This is a genomic window from Hoeflea sp. CAU 1731 (assembly GCF_039888615.1).
GTDB lineage: Bacteria > Pseudomonadota > Alphaproteobacteria > Rhizobiales > Rhizobiaceae > Flavimaribacter.
In genome coordinates, this window is record NZ_JBDQQS010000014.1 from 104,353 (window position 1) to 124,519 (window position 20,167).

Annotated in this window: 17 protein-coding genes; 3 read left to right on the forward strand and 14 right to left on the reverse strand. The window is 60.8% G+C overall.

Annotated elements, in window-relative coordinates:
• Positions 1-3: 3 nt before the first annotated feature.
• The 4 genes from AAFN47_RS20850 to AAFN47_RS20865 are packed head-to-tail and all read right to left on the reverse strand — an operon-like array spanning position 4 to position 3,764.
• A complete protein-coding gene (locus AAFN47_RS20850; protein WP_499811183.1) occupies positions 4-792 on the reverse strand; it encodes an ABC transporter permease in 789 nt (262 codons plus the stop codon).
• Positions 789-1,640, reverse strand: coding sequence for an ABC transporter permease (locus tag AAFN47_RS20855; protein ID WP_499811184.1), 852 nt, complete (start codon positions 1,638-1,640; stop codon positions 789-791). The genes AAFN47_RS20850 and AAFN47_RS20855 overlap by 4 nt, the downstream gene beginning before the upstream one ends.
• 3 nt (positions 1,641-1,643) lie before the next feature.
• Entirely contained in the window at positions 1,644-2,705 is a 1,062-nt protein-coding gene (locus tag AAFN47_RS20860; RefSeq protein WP_499811185.1) for an ABC transporter ATP-binding protein, read from the reverse strand.
• Positions 2,706-2,738: 33 nt separating this feature from the next.
• On the reverse strand, positions 2,739-3,764 hold the full coding sequence (locus AAFN47_RS20865; RefSeq protein ID WP_499811186.1) for an ABC transporter substrate-binding protein: 1,026 nt from the start codon (positions 3,762-3,764) through the stop codon (positions 2,739-2,741).
• A 25-nt stretch (positions 3,765-3,789) separates the two neighbouring features.
• Between AAFN47_RS20865 and AAFN47_RS20870 the strand changes: the two genes are divergently transcribed.
• Entirely contained in the window at positions 3,790-4,473 is a 684-nt protein-coding gene (locus tag AAFN47_RS20870; protein ID WP_499811187.1) for a MarR family winged helix-turn-helix transcriptional regulator, read from the forward strand.
• Positions 4,474-4,525: 52 nt separating this feature from the next.
• On the opposite strand, the gene AAFN47_RS20875 is transcribed toward AAFN47_RS20870, so the two are convergent.
• Positions 4,526-6,811 (reverse strand): NADP-dependent malic enzyme, encoded by a 2,286-nt coding sequence (locus tag AAFN47_RS20875; RefSeq protein ID WP_499811188.1) that lies wholly within the window; start codon positions 6,809-6,811, stop codon positions 4,526-4,528.
• 200 nt (positions 6,812-7,011) lie between these two features.
• On the opposite strand from AAFN47_RS20875, the gene mutS reads away from it, so the two are divergent.
• The gene (mutS, locus tag AAFN47_RS20880) at positions 7,012-9,711 is read left to right on the forward strand and encodes a DNA mismatch repair protein MutS (RefSeq protein ID WP_499811189.1); all 2,700 of its coding nucleotides are present in this window, start codon (positions 7,012-7,014) and stop codon (positions 9,709-9,711) included.
• 12 nt (positions 9,712-9,723) lie between these two features.
• On the opposite strand, the gene AAFN47_RS20885 is transcribed toward mutS, so the two are convergent.
• Positions 9,724-10,614, reverse strand: a complete 891-nt coding sequence (locus tag AAFN47_RS20885) for a cation diffusion facilitator family transporter (protein ID WP_499811190.1) — start codon at positions 10,612-10,614, stop codon at positions 9,724-9,726.
• A gap of 32 nt (positions 10,615-10,646) precedes the next feature.
• Positions 10,647-11,192 carry an SH3 domain-containing protein gene (locus tag AAFN47_RS20890; protein ID WP_499811191.1) on the reverse strand — a complete coding sequence of 182 codons (546 nt, stop codon included), beginning with the start codon at positions 11,190-11,192 and terminating at the stop codon, positions 10,647-10,649.
• A gap of 193 nt (positions 11,193-11,385) precedes the next feature.
• Here AAFN47_RS20890 and AAFN47_RS20895 point away from each other — a divergent pair, with 193 nt between their 5' ends.
• Complete coding sequence (locus AAFN47_RS20895) at positions 11,386-12,384, forward strand: 2-hydroxyacid dehydrogenase (protein WP_499811192.1); 999 nt, start codon at positions 11,386-11,388, stop codon at positions 12,382-12,384.
• A gap of 6 nt (positions 12,385-12,390) precedes the next feature.
• Here AAFN47_RS20895 and AAFN47_RS20900 read toward each other — a convergent pair whose 3' ends face one another.
• The 7 genes from AAFN47_RS20900 to mutM all read right to left on the reverse strand — a co-directional run bounded on the left by AAFN47_RS20900 (position 12,391) and on the right by mutM (position 20,076).
• Positions 12,391-13,137, reverse strand: coding sequence for a molybdopterin-synthase adenylyltransferase MoeB (locus AAFN47_RS20900; RefSeq protein WP_499811193.1), 747 nt, complete (start codon positions 13,135-13,137; stop codon positions 12,391-12,393).
• A 12-nt stretch (positions 13,138-13,149) separates the two neighbouring features.
• Complete coding sequence (gene recF, locus AAFN47_RS20905) at positions 13,150-14,286, reverse strand: DNA replication/repair protein RecF (protein WP_499811194.1); 1,137 nt, start codon at positions 14,284-14,286, stop codon at positions 13,150-13,152.
• Between the two features lie 22 nt (positions 14,287-14,308).
• The gene (gene dnaN, locus AAFN47_RS20910; protein ID WP_499811195.1) at positions 14,309-15,427 is read right to left on the reverse strand and encodes a DNA polymerase III subunit beta; all 1,119 of its coding nucleotides are present in this window, start codon (positions 15,425-15,427) and stop codon (positions 14,309-14,311) included.
• A 275-nt stretch (positions 15,428-15,702) separates the two neighbouring features.
• Positions 15,703-17,262, reverse strand: a complete 1,560-nt coding sequence (gene dnaA, locus AAFN47_RS20915; protein WP_499811196.1) for a chromosomal replication initiator protein DnaA — start codon at positions 17,260-17,262, stop codon at positions 15,703-15,705.
• A 708-nt stretch (positions 17,263-17,970) separates the two neighbouring features.
• Positions 17,971-18,237 carry a 30S ribosomal protein S20 gene (rpsT, locus tag AAFN47_RS20920; RefSeq protein WP_499811197.1) on the reverse strand — a complete coding sequence of 89 codons (267 nt, stop codon included), beginning with the start codon at positions 18,235-18,237 and terminating at the stop codon, positions 17,971-17,973.
• A 140-nt stretch (positions 18,238-18,377) separates the two neighbouring features.
• A complete protein-coding gene (locus tag AAFN47_RS20925) occupies positions 18,378-19,151 on the reverse strand; it encodes an enoyl-CoA hydratase (protein ID WP_499811198.1) in 774 nt (257 codons plus the stop codon).
• Between the two features lie 31 nt (positions 19,152-19,182).
• Complete coding sequence (gene mutM / locus AAFN47_RS20930) at positions 19,183-20,076, reverse strand: bifunctional DNA-formamidopyrimidine glycosylase/DNA-(apurinic or apyrimidinic site) lyase (RefSeq protein ID WP_499811199.1); 894 nt, start codon at positions 20,074-20,076, stop codon at positions 19,183-19,185.
• Between the last annotated feature and the right edge of the window lie 91 nt (positions 20,077-20,167).

The window sequence follows — 20,167 nt, forward strand, 5'->3', positions numbered from 1 at the left end:
CCTTCAAACGAAACGGTGAAAGCCCGTCCACCGTTCCGCCAACAGCAGAACAACGAGCGTGGCGACGATAAGAAGCGTCGAAACGGCGGCGACGCCGGGTGTGACGCCCATCTCCACCGAGGTAAAAATCAGAATCGGCAATGTCGTCTGGCGCGCGCCGGCGAGAAAAATCGTCACCGGCACATTCTCCATCGAAACGACGAATGAAAAGAGCGCGCCAGCGACGAGACCGGGCTTGATCAGGGGCAGGGTAACCAGACGGAAGGCCGTAAAGCTTCCGGCGCCCAACACCCGGGCGGCCTCCTCCATCGCCACATCCATGCCGGAAAGGCTGGCAAGCGCCGAACGGACGATATAGGGCACCGTAATGACAACGTGCGCGATGATGAGGGTGATAAAGCCGCCGCGCAGGCCCACCAGCGAGAAATACTGCAGCATAGCCACGCCGATGACCACGGCCGGAATGGCGAGCGGCGCCATCAGAAACGACGCCAGGGCTTCGGAGCCCGGCACCATCCGCCTGGCGATTGCATAGGAGGCGGCGACGCCCAGTACCAACGACACACAGGTTGCGCTGACGGCCAGGATGAGACTGATTTTGATGGCGTTGAGATAGGTGCTGTCCGTCAGCACTTCCCGAAACCAGTCCAGCGTCCAGCCTTGCGGCGGAATGGTGAGATAGGAAGTTTCGCTGAATGAGGCGAGCACGACGACGATCACCGGCAGCTGCAGGAAGAAGACCACCAGAAGCGCAAAGGAGGAAACGATAAAGCCCGGTTTCTGATCTGTCATGCCAGCCCGGCCCACCGTTTTGTCATCCGGCTTGAAAGCCAGATGATCAGCACTGTCGCGAATGCGAGCGAGAAGGACAGGGCTGCGCCGCTCGGCCAGTCGAGAAGCTGCATGTATTCATCGTAGATCAGCGTCGCCATTACCTGATAGACTGGCCCGCCCAGCATGCGCGGCGTGACGAGCGCGCTGATCGTCAGAACGAACACGAGGATGGATCCGGAAATGATGCCTGGCGCCGTCAGCGGAAGGGTGATTGCCCGGAATATATGAAAACGGCTCGAACCGAGAGTGGCGGCGGCGGCTTCGACGTCGCGGGGAACGTTCTGTAGCGAAGCGACGAGCATCAGCACCATGAACGGCAAATAGATGTGGGTCAGTCCGATCAGCATGCCGGTGAGATTGAAGATGAGCTTCAACGGGCGCTCGATCAGTCCGATATCGATCAGAAGATTGTTGATCAGTCCGCGATTGCTCAACAGAACGATCCAGCCAAATGAGCGGACGACCAGATTGAGCATCAGCGGAAATATGACCAGCATCACAAGTGGAAGACGCCAGCGCGGATTGCCGCGCACGATGAGATAGGCGACCGGATAACCGAGCAGAAGGCATAGCCCTGTCACCGAAATACCCAGCCAGGCGGTGCGGACAACGACTTCGCGATAGTAATCGTCGGTAAGGATGTTGAGATAATTCCGGATCGTCCAGCCATCCGTGATGATGCCGTGACCGGGACTGTATTCCCGGAAACTCGTCGGCACGAGCATGATCAGCGGTATGGCGAAGGAGGCGACGAGCACCAGGGCGAGCGGCGCCAGAAGCAACAGACCTGAGCGCAGATTAACCACCAGTCACCCCTCGCGCGGAAGAACGATCATGTCGTCCGGCCTGATATCGAGACCGACAGTGTCTCCGGGTTCGAAGTTCATCGCCGACGCGGCCGACGGCGCTTCGACGACCAGCTCCGATCCGTTTGAAAGACGCACGACATACTGTATCTGCGCGCCGGAAAACGAACGCAACGCGATCGTGGCGGCGATCGCGTCGGAGGACATGTTTCCCTTGGCCAGGAGCGAAACCGCCTCCTGGCGGATGAAGACATCGACAGATTGGCCGTTCGCCGCATCCAGCGAGGACGGCTTCAGCACAACCCCGTCGGAAATCTCGACCGATTGGCCCTTCACCACGCCCGAGAGCTGGTTGGGCTTGCCAATGAAACTCGCGACAAAGGCGGTTCTTGGCCTGCGGTACACCTCTTCCGGGGTGTTGTATTGCTGGATTATTCCATCATGCATCACGCAGACGCGGTCGGACAACGAAAGGGCCTCCGTCTGATCATGCGTGACGAACAGTGTGGTGATCGTCAGGTCTCGCTGCAACCGCTTGAGTTCGATCTGCATCTCGTCGCGCAACTTGGCGTCCAGGTTGCTGAGAGGCTCGTCGAACAGCAACAAACTGGGACGCGGGGCAATCGCCCGCGCCATCGCCACCCGCTGCTGCTGCCCGCCTGAAAGCTGTCGCGGATAGCGTTCGGCGTAGCCGTCGAGCCGTACAAGCGCCAGCGCTTCCTTGACCCTCGATTCGAGTTCCGAGCCGCGCTCCTTCTTACGACGCAGCCCGAAGGCGACATTCTCGAACACGGTCATGTGCGGAAAGAGCGCATAGGACTGGAAGACGAGACCGATGTTGCGCTTGTTGGGCGGCAGGGCCGTTACGTCGCGCCCGCCAATCCGTATGGAGCCGCCGGTCGGTGTAATCAGTCCGGCGACCATTCGAAGGATCGTCGTCTTGCCACAGCCGGAGGGTCCGAGAAGGGAAACGAACTCCCCCTCCCCGATCGTCAGGTTGACATCCCGAACCGCCTGATGGCCGTCATAGGTCTTGGCAAGGCGCTGAAGAGACAGATCGCTCATGTGCAAATCCCGGGACGATCAATGCACGCAGCGTCAGCGCAACACTTCGCGCTGCCAGCGCCGCGTCCATTCCGGCAGCACCTCGGACATTTTCTGCGGATCGAGAATCAGCATGTTCTCCACCATCTCTCCCGTCGGAACCATGGCCCTGACCGCGTCTGACAGCTCCACCTTCTTGTTTACCGAGCCGATAAACTGAAGCTCTGAAAAACACTTCTGGTTTTCGGCGTCGAGAATCGTATCGACGAACTTCAGAGCAAGATCCTCATTTTCCACGCCCTTCGGGATCGAGATCGTGGGAAGAATACCAACGGCTCCCTCCTTTGGATAGGCGGCTGCGAGCGGCAGCCCCTTGGAAGCAGCGACGCCGGCGCGATCCGGATACCAGACGGCAATGTCGATCTCGCCACGCTCGAAAAGAGACACGACCTGATCGGCCTGAGTGTAGAGCAGGACCGCGTCCTTGGCGAGCGGCTTGATCTTCTCGATGCCCGGCGTGATATCGTCGAGCGTGCCGCCTTCCATTTCATTCACGGCGGCAAGGAACTGCCAGCCGCTCGTCCCAGACACATCGCCAATGGTCACATGGCCCTGATACTTCGGATCGAAGAGGTCGTTCCACGACGTCGGCGGCGTCGTTATCTTGTCCTTGTTGTAGATGATCGTCGTCGCGCCCACCATGGCGGCGACATAGCTGTCGTCCGCGCCCCAGGCGTTGGAGACGATGTCCGGCGCATTCGAGAGCTTCGAACGATCAAGCGTGACGAGCAAATCCTCATTGGCCAACTGCACCGCGAAAGCATTGTCGGCGAAGACGACATCCATATCGGAATCGCCCGCCGTCGCGCGGATAGCCGCGGCCTGCTGCGACGAACTGCCAAGCTTGGTGACAACGGTTGCGCCGGTGGCTTCCTCGAACGGATCGATATAGCAGGCCTTTACATTGTCGGCGAACGATCCGCCAAAACTGCCCAGAACCAGATCTTCCGCAGATGCGGCTCCAACGCTTCCGGCAAGGCCGAGGACGGCCGCCGTTATCAGTCTTGCATTCCGTTTCATATTCAAACTCCCTTGGTGATTGGGTATGTCCGGTTCCCTCGGACCCATCACCAAGATTAACACCAAGGAATTTATCTTTCAATATAGATATTATAAAGATAATATAACTCTTATAAAAGATAATGCCGCGCTGGATAGCCGGCCGCGTATCGGCTATGTCGGCAACAAACAAAAACGTGAAAGGACAACAACAGTGAACGAAGCGGCAATCCGCTATTGGGATCTTGATCGTGTTGGCCGCGGAATGGCCAAGTGGAAACGCGAACGCCCCGATATCGACTGCAGCGGGAAAGCGGTCGTCGGGCGCATCCTGCAAATGCACGACATCATTTTGAGGGCTGTCGACAAGAAACTGGCCGAACACGGCCTGAAATATCCGACCTATGCGGTCCTGGCGACGATGCGCGTTTCCGGCGCGCCCTACCAGAGCTCGCCGACCGAACTGCTCTCAACGCTGCTCATTACCTCAGGAGGCCTGTCGAACGTCCTCCGCCGCATGGAAAAGGACGGCTTCATCACACGGACTGCGAACAAGCATGACGGCCGAGGCGTCGTGGTCCAACTCACCGAGAAGGGAATCGCAGCCGCCGATGCGAGCATGGCCGACCACGCGGCGATCGAGCGCGAACTGTGCGGCTGCCTTTCACCGGAACTTCAAGACGCCGTTTCAAAAGCGCTGAGCCTCATGATTACGGTGGCCGAGAAATAGCGCTTTTCTACGGGTCACTGGCGATACCGGAAAAATCTGATTCCGCGCCGCCTTATCCTCCGACATTGTAGGCGGCTATCGCCGCCAGGTTGACCAGATCGGAATCGCGCGCACCCATGGAGGCGATCTGGACCGACTTGTCGAGGCCGACGAGCAGCGGCCCGATGACCGTGGATCCACCGAGTTCCTGCAGCATCTTCGTCGAGATCGAGGCCGAGTGAAACGCCGGCATAACCAGCACATTGGCCGGTCCCGACAGGCGGCAGAATGGATATTGCGCCATACGGTCGGGATTGAGCGCGACATCGGCCGCCATTTCGCCGTCATACTCGAAATCGGCGCGGCGCCGGTCGAGGATCTGGACGGCCTCGCGCACCCGTTCCGAGCGTTCGCCCGAGGGGTGACCGAATGTGGAATAGGCGAGCATCGCGACCCGCGGCTCGTAGCCCATGCGACGCGCCATGCCGGCGGCTTCTTCGGCGATATCGGCGAGTTCTTCCGAGTTCGGCATGTCGATCACCGCGGTGTCCGCGACGATGACGGTGTGGCCGCGGCAGAGCGCCAGCGATACGCCGATGACCCGGTGGCCAGGCTTGACGTCGATGCAGCGGCGCACGTCCTCGAGCGCGGTTGAATAATTGCGCGTGGTGCCCGTGACCATCGCGTCGGCGTCGCCGAGCGCAACCATGCAGGACGCGAAATGGTTGCGGTCCGTGTTGATCAGCCTCTGACAGTCCCGGTAGAGGTACCCTTTGCGCTGCAGGCGGCCGTAGAGATATTCCGTATAGGCGTCGCGCCGCCGCGACAGGCGGGCGTTGATCACCTCGATGCCCGGCCGGTTGAGATCGATGCCTGCCTGTTTGGCGGTTTCCTCGAGCTGCTCGCTGCGACCGAGCAGGATCGCCGTGCCGAGCCGCTGGTTGGCGTAGGAAATGGCCGCGCGCATGACCTGCGCTTCCTCGCCCTCGGCGAACACCACGCGACGCATGTTGCGGCGGACGCGCTGATAGATGCGTTGCAGGGTGGAGGCGATCGGATCGCGGCGGGCCGACAGTTCCCGACGATAGGCCTCAAGGTCGACGATCGGACGCCCGGCGACGCCGGAATCCATCGCGGCCTGCGCGACCGCAGCCGGCACGTCGGAAATCAGGCGCGGATCGAAGGGCACCGGAATGATGTAGGACGGACCGAAACGCGGTCGGTTGCCCTGATAGGCGGCTGCTACATCGTCCGGCACGTCTTCGCGGGCGAGGTTCGCCAGCGCCTCCGCGGCGGCGATCTTCATGGAATCGTTGATCGTGGAGGCGCGCACGTCGAGCGCTCCGCGGAAAATATAGGGAAAGCCGAGAACGTTGTTGACCTGGTTGGGATAGTCGGACCGGCCGGTCGCCATGATGGCGTCGCCGCGAATCGCCGCGACTTCCTCCGGCGTGATCTCCGGGTCGGGATTGGCCATGGCGAAAATCACAGGGCGATCGGCCATTGACCGCACCATGTCCTGGGTAAGCGCGCCCTTTACCGACAAGCCGAAAAACACGTCGGCGCCTGAGACCGCATCTTCCAGGCTGCGCGCCTCCGTCTTGACGGCGTGCGCGGACTTCCACTGGTTCATGCCTTCTTCGCGGCCCTGGTAGATGACGCCCTTGGTGTCGCAGAGAGTAATGTTTTCCGGCGCGAAGCCCATCGACTTGATCAGCTCGATACAGGCGATCGCCGCGGCGCCGGCTCCATTGCAGACCAGTTTCGTGGTCTTGAGATCGCGCCCGGTCAGGTGCATCGCATTGATGAGACCCGCCGTGGCGATGATCGCCGTTCCGTGCTGGTCGTCATGGAAGACCGGGATGTCCATGATCTCGCGCAGCCGCTGCTCGATGATGAAGCAGTCGGGCGCCTTGATGTCCTCCAGGTTGATGCCGCCAAAGGTGGGTCCGAGAAACCGCACGCAGTTGACGAACTCGTCGATGTCTTCCGTGCCCACTTCCAGATCGATGGCATCGACGTCGGCGAAACGCTTGAACAACACCGCCTTGCCTTCCATGACGGGCTTCGAGGCCAGCGCGCCCAGATTGCCGAGGCCGAGAATGGCGGTGCCATTGGAAATGACCGCCACCAAATTGCCGCGCACCGTATAGTCGAAAGCGCGCGAGGGATCTTCGGCGATCGCCTTCACCGGAACCGCGACGCCCGGCGAATAGGCCAGCGACAGATCGCGTTGCGTCGCCATTGGCTTGGTCGCATTGATCTCGATCTTGCCAGGCCGTCCCCGGACGTGGAATTCCAGCGCTTCCTGTTCGGTCACGGAAGATGTGGCCTGCGAACCTTTTGGTGAATCGGGCATGTTTCCAAACCTGTTGTGGGCGAGCGGCTGCTTACGCCCTTATTCTGTTGTTTTTCATTGTGTCCCGCCTTTAGGGTGGGTCCCACACCTTGATAGAGGTTTTGAACAATCATGCAACGTGTTGTCGCGGCAATTCGCGCATCGCGACGGTCCGCAAGGCAAACCGCTACAAACAACATATTGCGCCAGGAACGCAGATCATGCTGACGACAGCAACGCTGGCCTCCCCTGAAAGCCGCGCCGCAGCCACACCGATGATGGAGCAGTTCATCGAGATCAAGGCAGCCAATCAGGACTGTCTGCTGTTTTATCGCATGGGTGATTTTTACGAACTGTTCTTCGACGACGCCGTTCAGGCGGCGAAAACGCTCGGCATCACGCTGACCAAACGCGGCCAGCACCTGGGCAAGGACATTCCGATGTGCGGCGTGCCGGTGCACGCGGCCGACGACTATCTGCAGAAGCTGATCGCGCACGGCCACCGCGTCGCCGTGTGCGAGCAGACGGAAGACCCGGCGGAGGCCCGCAAGCGCGGCTCCAAATCGGTGGTGCGCCGGGACGTGGTGCGTCTCGTCACCCCCGGCACGCTGACCGAGGAAAAGCTGCTTTCGCCATCCGAATCGAATTTCCTGATGGCGCTCGCGCGCGTGAAAGGCATGGGCGACGAGGGCTACGCGCTCGCCTGGCTCGACATATCGACCGGCGCCTTCCGGCTGGTTGAAAGCGCAGCCAGAAGGCTACTCGCCGACATCATGCGTATAGATCCGAAGGAAATCATCGTCTCCGATCAGCTGTTCCACGACGACGCGCTGCGCCCGATCTTCGACACGCTCGGCCGGATCGTGACGCCGCAGCCGGCGGTGCTCTTCGACAGCGGCAGCGCGGAGGGCCGGATTTCGCGCTTTTACGGGGTGTCGACGCTGGACGGATTCGGAGCTTTCTCCCGCGCCGAACTGGCCGCGGCGGCGGCGGCGATCGCCTATATCGAAAAGACCCAGCTTTCCGAACGTCCGCCGCTGGCGCGCCCCGAACGCGAAACCTCCGGCTCGACCCTGTTCATCGATCCGGCGACTCGCGGAAATCTTGAGCTCCTTCGAACTCTCTCGGGTCAACGCGACGGCAGCCTATTGAAGGCGCTTGACCGCACGGTCACCGGAGGCGGCAGCCGGCTTCTTGCCGAAAGACTGATGTCGCCGCTGCTCGATACGGACGCGATCAATCGCAGGCTCGAATCCGTTAGCTGGATGCTGGCGGAATCCGACCTCTCGGACGGCGCCCGCGAGGCGTTGAAATCGCTACCCGACATGCCGCGGGCTCTCTCGCGCCTCGCGCTCAACCGCGGAGGACCGCGGGACATGGGATCGATCCGGCTGGCGATGGAATCGGCCTCAACGCTGCGCCAGCTATTCAGCGACAGCGCGGCGCCGGAAGAAATTGCAGAGGCGCTCGCGGCCATTGGCGGGCTGCCGCCGGAGCTTTGCGCGCTTCTCGACGCGGCACTCGACGACGAACTGCCGCTTTTGCGCCGGGACGGCGGTTTCGTGCGCTCGGGCTATCACGAAGAACTGGACGAGATGCGCGCGCTGCGAGATCAGTCGCGCAAGGTCATCGCCGGACTGCAGCAGAAATACGCCGAAGACACCGGCGTCAAATCGCTGAAGATAAAGCACAACAACGTGCTCGGCTATTTCATCGAGGTGACGGCCGGCAACGCAAGCGCCCTGACGGATGACGCCGCCAAGGCCACCTTCATCCATCGCCAGACGATGGCGAACGCGATGCGTTTCACCACGACCGAGCTCGCCGATCTCGAATCGCGCATCGCCAACGCCGCCGACCGCGCGCTGACGATCGAAAACGAAATCTATGACAGGTTGTCGGCGGCAATCGTCGAGGCATCGGACCTGATCATCGCCGCAGCCCATGCGACGAGCGTCATCGACGTTTCGGCGGCGCTCGCGGTTCTTGCCGAAGAGCAGGGTTATTGCCACCCTGTGGTCGACGATTCGGTCACGTTCTCGATCACCGCCGGACGCCATCCGGTCGTCGAACAGGCGCTGCGCCGTCAGGCGGCCGATCCGTTCGTCGCCAATGATTGCGACCTGTCGCCCAGCGACGGACGCGACGAGGGCGCGATCTGGCTCCTGACCGGACCGAATATGGGCGGCAAATCGACCTTTCTGAGACAGAATGCGCTGATTGCGATCATGGCGCAGATGGGATCGTTCGTTCCGGCTGGCGGCGCCCATATCGGCGTGGTTGACCGGTTGTTTTCTCGCGTTGGCGCCTCCGACGACCTGGCGCGCGGTCGTTCGACCTTCATGGTGGAGATGGTCGAAACGGCGGCGATTCTCAACCAGGCCGGCCCGCGCTCGCTGGTAATCCTCGACGAGATCGGCCGGGGCACGGCGACCTTCGACGGGCTGTCGATCGCCTGGGCGGCGATCGAGCATCTGCACGAGGTCAATCGTTGCCGCAGCCTGTTCGCCACGCATTTTCACGAATTGACGGCGTTGTCGGAGAAACTCGTGCGGCTGTTCAACGCGACGATGCGGGTCAAGGAATGGGAAGGCGACGTGATCTTTCTGCACGAGGTGGGGCCAGGCGCAGCCGATCGTTCCTACGGAATCCAGGTTGCGCGGCTTGCGGGTCTGCCAGCCTCCGTGGTGGAACGGGCGCGACAGGTGCTGAGCCAGCTCGAGGAGGGTGAACGCACCAATCCTGCTCACAAGCTGATTGACGATCTGCCGTTGTTCGCCGCCGAAATTCGCCAGAACCCTGCGCAGAAAACCGAACCCTCGGCGGTCGAGGACGCGCTGGCGACCGTCAATCCGGACGACATGACGCCGCGCGAAGCGCTCGAGTTTCTCTATGCGTTGAGAAGCAAGCTGGAGATCTGATTCCGGTCGTTTCTACTGATGATTTTTTGAAGCGGCGAAACCGGGCGACTCAAGCTGGATCGTTGCATGGGCGAGGCCGAAAGTATCTGCGAGCGCCTTTTGCAACGCGGCGAGCACATCATCGCGATCGACGTCGTCGCTGACGGTTGCGTGCAGGGTGACCACTGGCTTGTCGCTGGTCAGCGACCAGACATGAACGTGGTAGATGTCTTCGACCCCCGGCGTCATCGCTACGAGTTTTTCCGCAATGTCGCCGACATCCATGTCCTCGGGCGTTCCTTCGAGCAGGATGTGGGATGATTTCCGCACGATCGTGTACGCCGCGCGCAGGACCAGAACGGCCACGAAAACCGACAGGATCGGATCGATCGGCGTCCAGCCCGTCCACATGATGACGAGGGCTGCGACGATTGCCGCGATCGAGCCCAGCATGTCGCCCATGACATGAAGGGCGGCGCCGCGCATGTTCAGGTTTTCCGATGACCGGTCACGCAGGATCAGGAAGGAAATGATGTTCACCACAAGGCCGACAGCAGCGATGATCAGCATCGGGCCGGCGAGCACGTGATCCGGTTCGCGGATGCGGCCGACAGCCTCCCAGGTGATCCAGATGGCGATGAGGAACAGACCGATGCCGTTGACGAAAGCGGCGAGCACCTGGAATCGCGCATAACCATAAGAACGCATCCGGTCGGGATGACGGTCTGAGACGAGAAACGCGATCCAAGCGAGGATCAGCGACACGCAGTCGGTAAGCATGTGACCGGCGTCCGCGATCAGCGCCAGAGAACCGGCATAAACGCCGCCCGCGGCTTCGACGACCATGAACGTGACGGTGAGCAGGAGCGCCCATAAAACCCGCTTTCGGTTCGCGGTGTTTTCGTGATCGTGATCATGATCCATGGCGGCGTCGCCTCTCGTTCACCCGCAACGGTTTACTTGAAGGCCTCGCCCGGGTAGGCGCCCCAGATCTGATCCTGTGCGATCCAGCCTTCCGCCTGCTGGATCTCCGCCCGGCACCAGTCTCCATTGCATTCGTCGATCGCGACGACGACGCCCGGCTCGAGCCGGGCGACGAGACCGGCGCCGCGTCGCGGCTCGGCGTGCATCTCGACGAAAACATCCTTGGCGCCACGCTTCCAAGGCGCCACCGCCGCCGTGCGTTCGCCCGACAAAAGCGACTTGTGTATCCAGCCTTCCGTGCCGTCCTCGTCGCGTACGCGGCGCCAGTGATCATATTCCTGGATGATCTCCATCGGCACTCCGGATCGTGTATAGAGCCAGGAGACCGCATAATCGGTGCTCGGCCCGACCCGAAGATTGACGCGGGACGCTTTCAGGCTGACAAAACGCGGGAGCGGCAGACCGCTTGCGCCCTTTGCCGCGCCTTGCGCCTGCGCCTCAGGTACGGGACCAGCGCAGAAGATAGCGGCCAACAGGGCGGCGCCCAGCGCCGAAGTGATGATGGTGCGTACGCTCATACAAACCTCCATCCGAATTGCTGCAGAACGGCGCGGGCTCGCAAAGCAGCGAATTTCAGCCGGACCGGACGCGAGTTTTATTTGTCTTGGCGCGATCGTCTGGTAGAAAGTTGCTGTATCGTGGCCCACGATCAATTTTCGAGTTTTATTGCATCTTGGTTAAAGAGCTCTCAACAAGGAGCCGATTGAGGAAATGCCGAACAAAAAAAGACCGAAAGTCTACGTGACCCGGAAACTGCCGGAGCCGGTAGAGACCCGGATGCGGGAACTGTTCGACACCGAACTGAATATCGACGATACGCCGCGCACCCAGCACGAACTGGTCGCGGCGATGCAGACGATGGACGTGCTGGTGCCGACGGTGACCGACAGGATCGACGCCGCGATGATCGCGCAGGCCGGTCCGAACCTGAAGCTGATTGCGAATTTCGGCAACGGCACGGACAACATCGACGTGATCGCCGCCGCCGACAAGGGCATCGCCGTCACCAACACGCCGAACGTGCTGAGCGAAGACACGGCCGACATGACGATGGCGCTTATACTGGCTGTTCCGCGCCGACTGACGGAGGGCGCGCGCATCCTGGCCGAGAGCGGCCAGTGGAGCGGCTGGTCGCCCACCTGGATGCTTGGGCGGCGCATATGGGGCAAGCGGCTCGGCATTATAGGCATGGGGCGCATTGGCGCAGCAGTCGCGCGACGGGCCAAGGCCTTCGGGCTTTCGATTCATTACCACAATCGAAACCGGGTGCACCCCGGCACGGAAGAGGAACTGGAAGCGACCTACTGGGACAGCCTCGACCAGATGCTGGCGCGCGTCGACATCGTATCGGTCAACTGCCCCTCGACCCCGGCGACATTTCACCTGCTTTCGGCGCGGCGTCTCGACCTGCTCAGAAGCGAAGCCTACATCGTCAACACCGCCCGCGGCGGCATTATCGACGAGGCGGCGCTGATCAAGAACCTGCAGGCCGGCAAGATCGCCGGCGCCGGTCTCGATGTGTTCGAGCATGAACCGGCGGTCAATCCGAAGTTCATCCGGCTTGCCGAGGAAGGCAAGGTCGTGATGCTTCCGCATATGGGTTCGGCGACAATCGAAGGCCGCATCGACATGGGCGAGAAGGTGATTATCAATATCCGCACTGTGTTCGACGGCCACAGGCCACCCGACCGGGTGCTTCCCGGTATTTGAAGGAAATCAGGCGCTGTAGCTGATGGTCTCAAACCGCGCCGCAAGTCCGTCATAAAGCAAAAGCCTGCCCACCAGCGGCTCGCCCGCGCCGGTTATCAGCTTGATCACTTCCATCGCCTGGAGGGTTCCGATAACGCCAGTCAGCGCGCCGACAATGCCGGCTTCGGCGCAGGTGGGAACCGCGCCGGGCGGCGGCGCTTCGGGAAACAGATCGCGCCAGGAGGGATTGGGATTGCCAGCGCTGTCCTTCTCGAAGGGTTTGAGCACTGTCACTGATCCGTCGAAGCGGCCGACGGCGGCCGTCACCAGCGGTTTGCAAGCGGCGGCGCAGATATCGGCGACCAGATAACGGGTTTCGAAATTGTCAGACCCATCAACGACGATGTCGTAGCCGTCGACGATATCGCGGGCGTTTGCGTCGACCAGCCGAACCACATGACCCTCCACCGTGACATGGGGGTTGATCTGCTCCAGCGCACGCGCGGCGCTTTCCGCCTTGGACCAGCCGACCCGGCCGGTGTCGTGGATGATCTGTCGCTGGAGATTGGAGAGCGACACCGCGTCGTCATCGACAATGCCAAGCGTTCCGACGCCCGCGGCTGCGAGATATTGCAGCACTGGCGAACCCAGCCCGCCTGCGCCGACGACCAGAACGCGGGCGGCCTTCAGGCGCTGCTGGCCAGGGCCGCCAACCTCTGGCAGAACGATGTGGCGTGCGTAGCGCTCCAGTTCGGAATGCGAAAGGGTGGTCATTGGTCAGTCCTGTCAGTCTTCGGCTGGCCGAACGGCGCCTTCCGCCACATGAAAGCAGCGCGCCCGTTCGCCAAGCGCGGCGAACATGCCACGATCGGTTCCGGTCATAAAGGCCTGGCCTCCGAGATCCTCGATCAGATCAAAAAGGGCAGCGCGGCGTCCGGCGTCGAGATGCGCCGCGATTTCGTCGAGCAGCATGACGGGCGGATGACCGCAGGTCTGCGCCGTCAGCCGCGCATGGGCAAGTACAAGTCCGATCAGCAGCGCCTTCTGCTCGCCGGTCGAACAACGCGCCGCATCCATGTTCTTCGCAAGATGCCGGACAAGGAGATCGGAACGATGCGGACCGACCAGCGTGCGGCCGGCTGCGCCGTCGCGATAGCGCGACTGCGAAAGTTGACGCGCGAATTCGTCCTCAATCTCCGCCGCCGAGGCCGATCCGATCTCGTCGATAAAATCGGTCAGCTGCAGTCGCGCCTTCGGAAAGGGGCTTTCCTGCTGGCCGGAATCGATCAATCCGGACAGCATCGTCACCATTTCGCGCCGGGCGATCGCGATCGCCGTGCCGAACTCGGCCATCTGCGCCTCGATTGCGGAGAGCCATGACGGGTCGGAGCCGCCTTCCGAAAGCAAGCGGTTACGGCTGCGCATGGCGCGTTCGTAATCGAGTGTCCGGCGCGCATGCTGCGGATCGATCGACAGGACCTGGCGGTCAAGAAAACGGCGCCGGTCTCCCTTCGATCCGCTAAAGAGACCGTCCATAGCCGGCGTCAGCCAGACAAGCCGCAAATGGTCGAGCAGTTCGTCCGCGCCGCCTGCATTGGTGCGGTTGATGCGAATTCTGCGGCTCTGCCCCTGACTCTCCGATCCGGCGGAGGTTCCAATCGTCACCTCGCCTTCCATACCGTCGAGTTCGGCGAAGACGGAAAAGCCGTCGGGCGCGCCTTCACGGACCATCTCCGCATACACCCCGCGCCGCAGACCGCGTCCGGGCGACAGCAGCGAGACGGCTTCCATGAGATTGGTCTTGCCGGCCCCGTTTTCGCCTGTCAGCACGACATGGCGCCGATCCAGCGCAAGCGACAAAGAGTGATAGTTTCTGAAATCCGCAAGTTTGAGCGCGCTCAGATTAACCCTGCGGTCGTTCACGGTCTGGCCCGCCGTCCGGTCCTCACACCCGCATCGGCATCAGAACATAAACCGTTTGCTCGTCGCCGGTTTCGCGCACCAGCGTCGGCGAGCCGGGATCGGCGAACATAAAGACGGCCTCCGTCCCGCTGAACTGGGCGGTGATGTCAAGCAGGTATCGGGCGTTGAAGCCGATCTCGAGAGTGTCGCTGTCATACCCGACAGCCAGCTCTTCGGTGGCGCTGCCCGAATCCGGATTGTTAACGGTCAGGGTCAACAGGCTGTCGGACAGGCTCAGCTTGACGGCCCGGCCGCGTTCTGACGAGATCGTCGATACGCGATCGACCGCCGCCGTGAAGGACGCGCAATCGATCTTCAGCTCCTTGTCATTGCCGGACGGGATGACGCGCTGGTAATCGGGAAACGTGCCGTCGATCAGCTTCGACGTCAAAAGCACGCCGCCAATGGTGAAGCGGATCTTGGCGTCGGACAATTCCACCGTTATGGAAACGTCCGGATCGTCGACCAGCTTTTGCAATTCGCCAACCGTCTTTCGCGGCACGATGATGCCCGGCATGCCTTCCGATCCGGAAGGCGCGTCGACGTCTGCACGGGCGAGACGGTGTCCGTCGGTGGCGACAGCCCTGAGCTTGAGCGCGCCGTCCTCCTCGATCGTGTGCAGGAATATGCCGTTGAGGTAGTAGCGTGTCTCCTCTGTGGAGATCGCGAATTGCGTGCGGTCGATCAGCGTCTTCAGCTCGGTCGACGGGATGCGGAACGTGTTGGAGAACTCGCCCGCCGTCAGATCCGGGAAGTCGGATTCCGGCAGGCATTGCAATGTGAAACGCGAGCGGCCCGACGTAACCGACATGGAATTGCCGCCCGGCTCGACGCTCAGCTGAACTTCGGAGCCGTCCGACAGTTTGCGAACGATGTCGTAGAGCAAATGCGCCGGAACCGTGGTTGAACCGGACTGCTCGACACTGGCCGCCGTCGCTTCCGTAATCTCCAGATCGAGATCCGTCGCCTTGAGCTCAAGCGTCACGCCATCGGCTTTCAGAAGCACGTTTGACAGGATCGGGATCGTGTTGCGCCGCTCGACGACACGATGCACGTGGTTGAGTGACTTCAGGAGATTTGAACGCTCGATCGTTACACGCATGGCAGCTTTACCGTTATCTTAATTCTGTCCTGGTCGGCGGAGTCAGGAACTGTGGACCTGAAATCGAACACACGCTACGCCTGCAGACAAGCGCATGGTGAGACGGGACCAGCAAAATGGCAGATTTGCCCACCAATAGGCAAGTGCGTTGCGGTTCAGCGCGGTGCAGAAACGGATATTTCCCGGGAATTTGTTCAGCGGCGGCGATCGAATAGCGGCGTATGACGCCGATGACCCGCCCCTCGCAGGGGCGGGGTCGCTTTGCGCGTCCGAATCTATTCGCTGATCAGCCTGCGCAACAGCTCGATTTCGTGGGCCAGCTTGGTGTCCTGTTCCAGGAGGCCTTCTATCTTGCGCACGGCGTGGAGGACTGTCGTGTGATCACGACCGCCGAAGCGACGACCGATTTCCGGGAAAGATCGCGGCGTCATGGTCTTGGACAGATACATGGCGATTTGTCGCGGCTTGACGATTGTCCGGGTCCTTCGGTTGGAGATCATTTCCTGGCGCGAAACGCTGTAGTGCCGCGAGACGATGCGCTGGATGTCTTCGATGCGCACCCGTTTCGGCTCACCCGCGTTAACCAGATGACCCAGCAATTCGTCGACCCGGTCGATAGACAGCGCCGGCTCGAAGGTACGACGAAAGAGCAGCTGGTTGAAGGCGCCTTCGAGTTCCCGCCCGCTGGAGGTGACGTTGCGCGCGACATGGACGAGAATGTCGTCGGGAATATCGAGCGTGCTGTCCTCCTGCTGCGCGGCGACCAGCCGGCGTCGCAGGATTTCCAGGCGCATCTCGAAATCCGGAGCCTCCACCTCGATGGCGACACCGCCCTGAAGGCGCGACCGAACCCGGGCGTCCAGGGATTCAAGCTCCCATGGCGCCCGGTCCGCCGCAACCACGACCTGACGCGCGGAATCCAGCAGCATGTTCAGCAGGTGACAGAACTCGTGCTGGATCGACTTGCCCTGGAGGAACTGCATGTCATCGATCACAAGGAGGTCGATATTGCGCAGCGACTCCTTGAAGGAAAGCGCGTCATTGTCCCTGATGGCGGTCGCAAACCGCCACATGAAATACTCAGCCGTCAGATAGACAACGCGAGGATTGCGATCGCTCGCGCTGGCTTCGAGAGCAATGGCCTGCAGAAGATGGGTCTTGCCGAGCCCGACTCTGGAATGGATGAAAAGCGGATTGAAGCGCACGGCGCTGGCGCCGGCTTCGGCGATTGTTCGCGCCGCCGCAAGCCCCACGCGGTTGGACGCGCCTTCCACGAAGGTCGCAAAGGAATAGCGTGAATCCAGCGGAGAGCCAGTGACCGACTTTCTGTCGCCGGGCTGAACGGTCTGGCTTCGCGCGAGCTTCGCCGGACCAGTCGACTGGGGCTGCCTGCAGGGCTGCTGGGCCGGCTGAACGGCGCCCGCAGACATGTCCGTAATTTCGGATGACTGTATCAGACGGTTTCCCCGCGTCGCGGATCGCACAAGAATCTCGACGCGCAGAATGTCAGGGTTTTCTTCCTGAAACAGCTTCGTCAGCAAGTCGAGATAACGGTTGTTGATCCAGGATCTGAGAAATGTCGTTGGAACGGAAAGCCGAACGATGCTTTTTGAAACCGAGTCGAGTTTCAGACGACCAAACCAGCTTGAAAAGACGTCCGGACCCACAATTGCCTTCAACCGGATCTGGACCCGATTGAAAAGAGCCTTATCGTCCATTCCTGATTTCCCCGCATTCGCCGCTTTGTCGACCGTTTTACCAAGTTGTGGATCCGTCTTTTTGTCATGCAATTCTGCTTGCACAGGCGCCGCTGTAGAACCCTGCATTTTGGCCATCTCCTGTTTTAATTATTGATTTTTTCGACCTCTTCGGTCGCTACCCCGCATACAGCTACCCGAAATTCTTACCCTGCTCCTTTCTCCCTTCGATCCGCTTCGATCTGACATCCCGACCGCCCGGCGCCTGAAAACAAGGCGCAAAACATCCCCGCTCCGGAACGTCGCTCCGGATAGCAACCAAGGGTTTTAGATGAAGCGCGCCGACGGTTATCGACACTGCCATGAAAGGCGCAACAACCTGGCTCGAACCCCGAGAGGTCAGTTCCAGAGTAAACATTACAAACTGCTGTTTGTGTCCTCCATGCAGGCATATTAAGCCAGCCCGCGATTGCATTGGTCAAGGCTGCGAAACGATGAATCGGACGCCGGAGGAAGGAAACGCAACTTCGCCGAAAACATGCATTATGTGCGCCTCGCCATAATCTATTCGAATTCAATGGCTTTTCTAGAGGCAACAGTTGCAAGCGGCGGTTTGCAAAAAAAACCAAAAAAAAGAGCTTGACTCACAATCTGCGCGCAGAGTTTTCCCGAGGGATGGGAGGAAATTTATAACCTCCGGCAATTTACTGTTTTTTAACAGTTTTCATTGTTTCACGCCGCCACGTGAATCCGCCATTGCTCAGGCTCTGTTACAGATTTTTTACAGAAACGCAAAAAAGCCCGGCGCGCCGCCAGGCCATTAAGATTCTACCTAACTGATTGCAATCAGGCGCTGATTGCTTTTACGCGACGGGACAGACGCGACATTTTGCGGGCAACGGTGTTGCGATGAAAAACACCATTTCCTGCAGCGCGCATCATTTCCGGCTGGGCAGCCTTGAGGGCGGCTGCAGCGACTTCCTGGTCGCCGGAGGCGATCGCCTCTTCCACTTTGCGGACATATCCGCGAACCCGTGTGCGTCGCGTCTTGTTGACTGCCGTACGGCGGGCGATCTTGCGTGTAGCCTTTTTCGCCGAAGTTGTATTGGCCATTGAGGTCTCTCTTCAAATTTTTGTACTGGGTACCGGAACGGCCGCTCGAGGCCGATGGCCCGCTTTCCGGTAAAAAACATGGTGACCCGGAAGGCCACCTTTTTCCGTGGTGGGCGATATAACCGGAAAGTCCCGGCCCGTCAACGGTTGTTGAACTGAGCTTCCCGCTTCTCTGCGAAGGCCGCCATGCCTTCCGTCTGGTCGTCCGTCGCAAACAGCGAGTGGAACAGCCGTCGTTCGAAACGCAGGCCTTCCGCCAGCGGCTGCTCGTAGGACCGGTTGACGGCTTCCTTCGCCATCATCACAGAAGGCAGAGAGAAGGACGCGATTTTCTGCGCCATCTTTCTTGCGGTCGCAATCAGTTCCTCGGCGGGCACGACCCGGGCGACCAGCCCGCTGCGCTCTGCTTCTTCTGCGTCCATCATCCGCCCTGTCAGGCACAGATCCATGGCTTTCGCCTTGCCGACAGCGCGCGTCAGGCGCTGGGTTCCGCCCATGCCGGGAATGACGCCGAGGGTAATTTCCGGCTGTCCGAATTTCGCCGTGTCCGCGGCCACGATAATGTCGCACATCATGGCGAGTTCACAACCGCCGCCAAGGGCGTAGCCCGAAACGGCCGCGATCATTGGCTTGCGCGTCGCTGCAAAGCGCTCCCATTGCCCAAAGAAATCGCGACCATAGGCATCGACATAATTGAGAGCCTGCATTTCCTTGATGTCTGCGCCGGCGGCGAAAGCCTTTTCCGAACCGGTCAGCACGATCGCGCCGATCTCATCGTCTTCATCGAAGGCCTTCGCCGCGGCAATGGTCTCTTCCATCACTTGCGAGTTCAGCGCGTTGAGCGCCTTAGGCCGGTTGAGCGTTATCAGCCCGACGCGCCCATCCGTTTCAACAATGATCGTTTCGTAACTCATGGTCCTCTCCTTTTTTGCCGCTTTGCGGACGTCACTTCTGGCACGACGGACAATAGAACGTCGACCGCCCGCTCTGCACGATACGTCTGACAGGTTTGCCACAACCATCATGGCGGCAGGGCTCGCCTGTCCGCCCATAGGCGTTGAAGCTGTGCTGGAAATAACCGAGCGAACCGTCGGTCAGGCGATGATCGCGCAACGACGACCCGCCCGCCTCGATGGCTTCCTCGATCACCTGTCGGATCGCCGCGACGAGATTTTCCAGCCGCGCGACGGGTTTGCTGCGACGGTCGACCAGCGTCGCCGCCTTGCGGCGCGGCGATATTTTCGCCCGCCACAGCGCCTCGCATACATATATATTGCCGAGGCCGGCGATAATGCCCTGATCAAGGAGCGCAGCCTTGACCGGAACCTGCCGCCCGGCGAAACGCGCTGCAAGGTAGTCTGCGTTCAGCGCGTTGCCCGTCGGTTCCACGCCGAGCCCCGCCAACATCGGATGAGCGGCGAGCCTATCGACATCCGAAAGGAACATGTAACCGAAGCGGCGCGGGTCATTATATATAATGCGATGCCTGCCGCCTGGACCATCCAGCTCCATGATCAGATGATCGTGCCGCCCGTCCTTCGACCGTTCGTGATGGAAATTGCCGGGGATCGCCTCTGTCCCATCAGCCGGTTCGACGCGCCAGGAACCCGACATGCCGAGATGCGAGGCAAGGACGGCGCCGTCGTCCAACTCCAGAAGGATATATTTGGCCCTGCGGTCGAGGCGTTCGATTCGACGCCCGGTCAGGCGGTCTGTGAAGTTGTCGGGAAACGGAAAGCGGAGATCCGGCCGGTTCTGCCTCATGCTCACAATCCGGCCGCCCTCCATGGCGGGGGCCAGGCCGCGACGAACCGTCTCTACTTCCGGCAATTCCGGCATGATAATCTGCTTCTGCCTGTTTGGCGTTTGTCATTGATTGACCTATAAGCACAGTGACCCGGCTGCAAGACTAATTTCTCGCCCGGTATTT

Bases quoted from the DNA above. Each gene is read 5' to 3' on its own strand.
- AAFN47_RS20850 (WP_499811183.1), bottom strand. From the start codon at position 792: ATGACAGATCAGAAACCGGGCTTTATCGTTTCCTCCTTTGCGCTTCTG.
- AAFN47_RS20865 (WP_499811186.1), bottom strand. From the start codon at position 3,764: ATGAAACGGAATGCAAGACTGATAACGGCGGCCGTCCTCGGCCTTGCC.
- AAFN47_RS20875 (WP_499811188.1), bottom strand. From the start codon at position 6,811: ATGCCCGATTCACCAAAAGGTTCGCAGGCCACATCTTCCGTGACCGAA.
- AAFN47_RS20895 (WP_499811192.1), top strand. From the start codon at position 11,386: ATGCCGAACAAAAAAAGACCGAAAGTCTACGTGACCCGGAAACTGCCG.
- AAFN47_RS20900 (WP_499811193.1), bottom strand. From the start codon at position 13,137: ATGACCACCCTTTCGCATTCCGAACTGGAGCGCTACGCACGCCACATC.
- AAFN47_RS20860 (WP_499811185.1), bottom strand. From the start codon at position 2,705: ATGAGCGATCTGTCTCTTCAGCGCCTTGCCAAGACCTATGACGGCCAT.
- AAFN47_RS20925 (WP_499811198.1), bottom strand. From the start codon at position 19,151: ATGAGTTACGAAACGATCATTGTTGAAACGGATGGGCGCGTCGGGCTG.
- rpsT (WP_499811197.1), bottom strand. From the start codon at position 18,237: ATGGCCAATACAACTTCGGCGAAAAAGGCTACACGCAAGATCGCCCGC.
- mutS (WP_499811189.1), top strand. From the start codon at position 7,012: ATGCTGACGACAGCAACGCTGGCCTCCCCTGAAAGCCGCGCCGCAGCC.
- AAFN47_RS20870 (WP_499811187.1), top strand. From the start codon at position 3,790: ATGTCCGGTTCCCTCGGACCCATCACCAAGATTAACACCAAGGAATTT.
- AAFN47_RS20885 (WP_499811190.1), bottom strand. From the start codon at position 10,614: ATGGATCATGATCACGATCACGAAAACACCGCGAACCGAAAGCGGGTT.
- AAFN47_RS20890 (WP_499811191.1), bottom strand. From the start codon at position 11,192: ATGAGCGTACGCACCATCATCACTTCGGCGCTGGGCGCCGCCCTGTTG.
- mutM (WP_499811199.1), bottom strand. From the start codon at position 20,076: ATGCCGGAATTGCCGGAAGTAGAGACGGTTCGTCGCGGCCTGGCCCCC.
- dnaN (WP_499811195.1), bottom strand. From the start codon at position 15,427: ATGCGTGTAACGATCGAGCGTTCAAATCTCCTGAAGTCACTCAACCAC.
- dnaA (WP_499811196.1), bottom strand. From the start codon at position 17,262: ATGGCCAAAATGCAGGGTTCTACAGCGGCGCCTGTGCAAGCAGAATTG.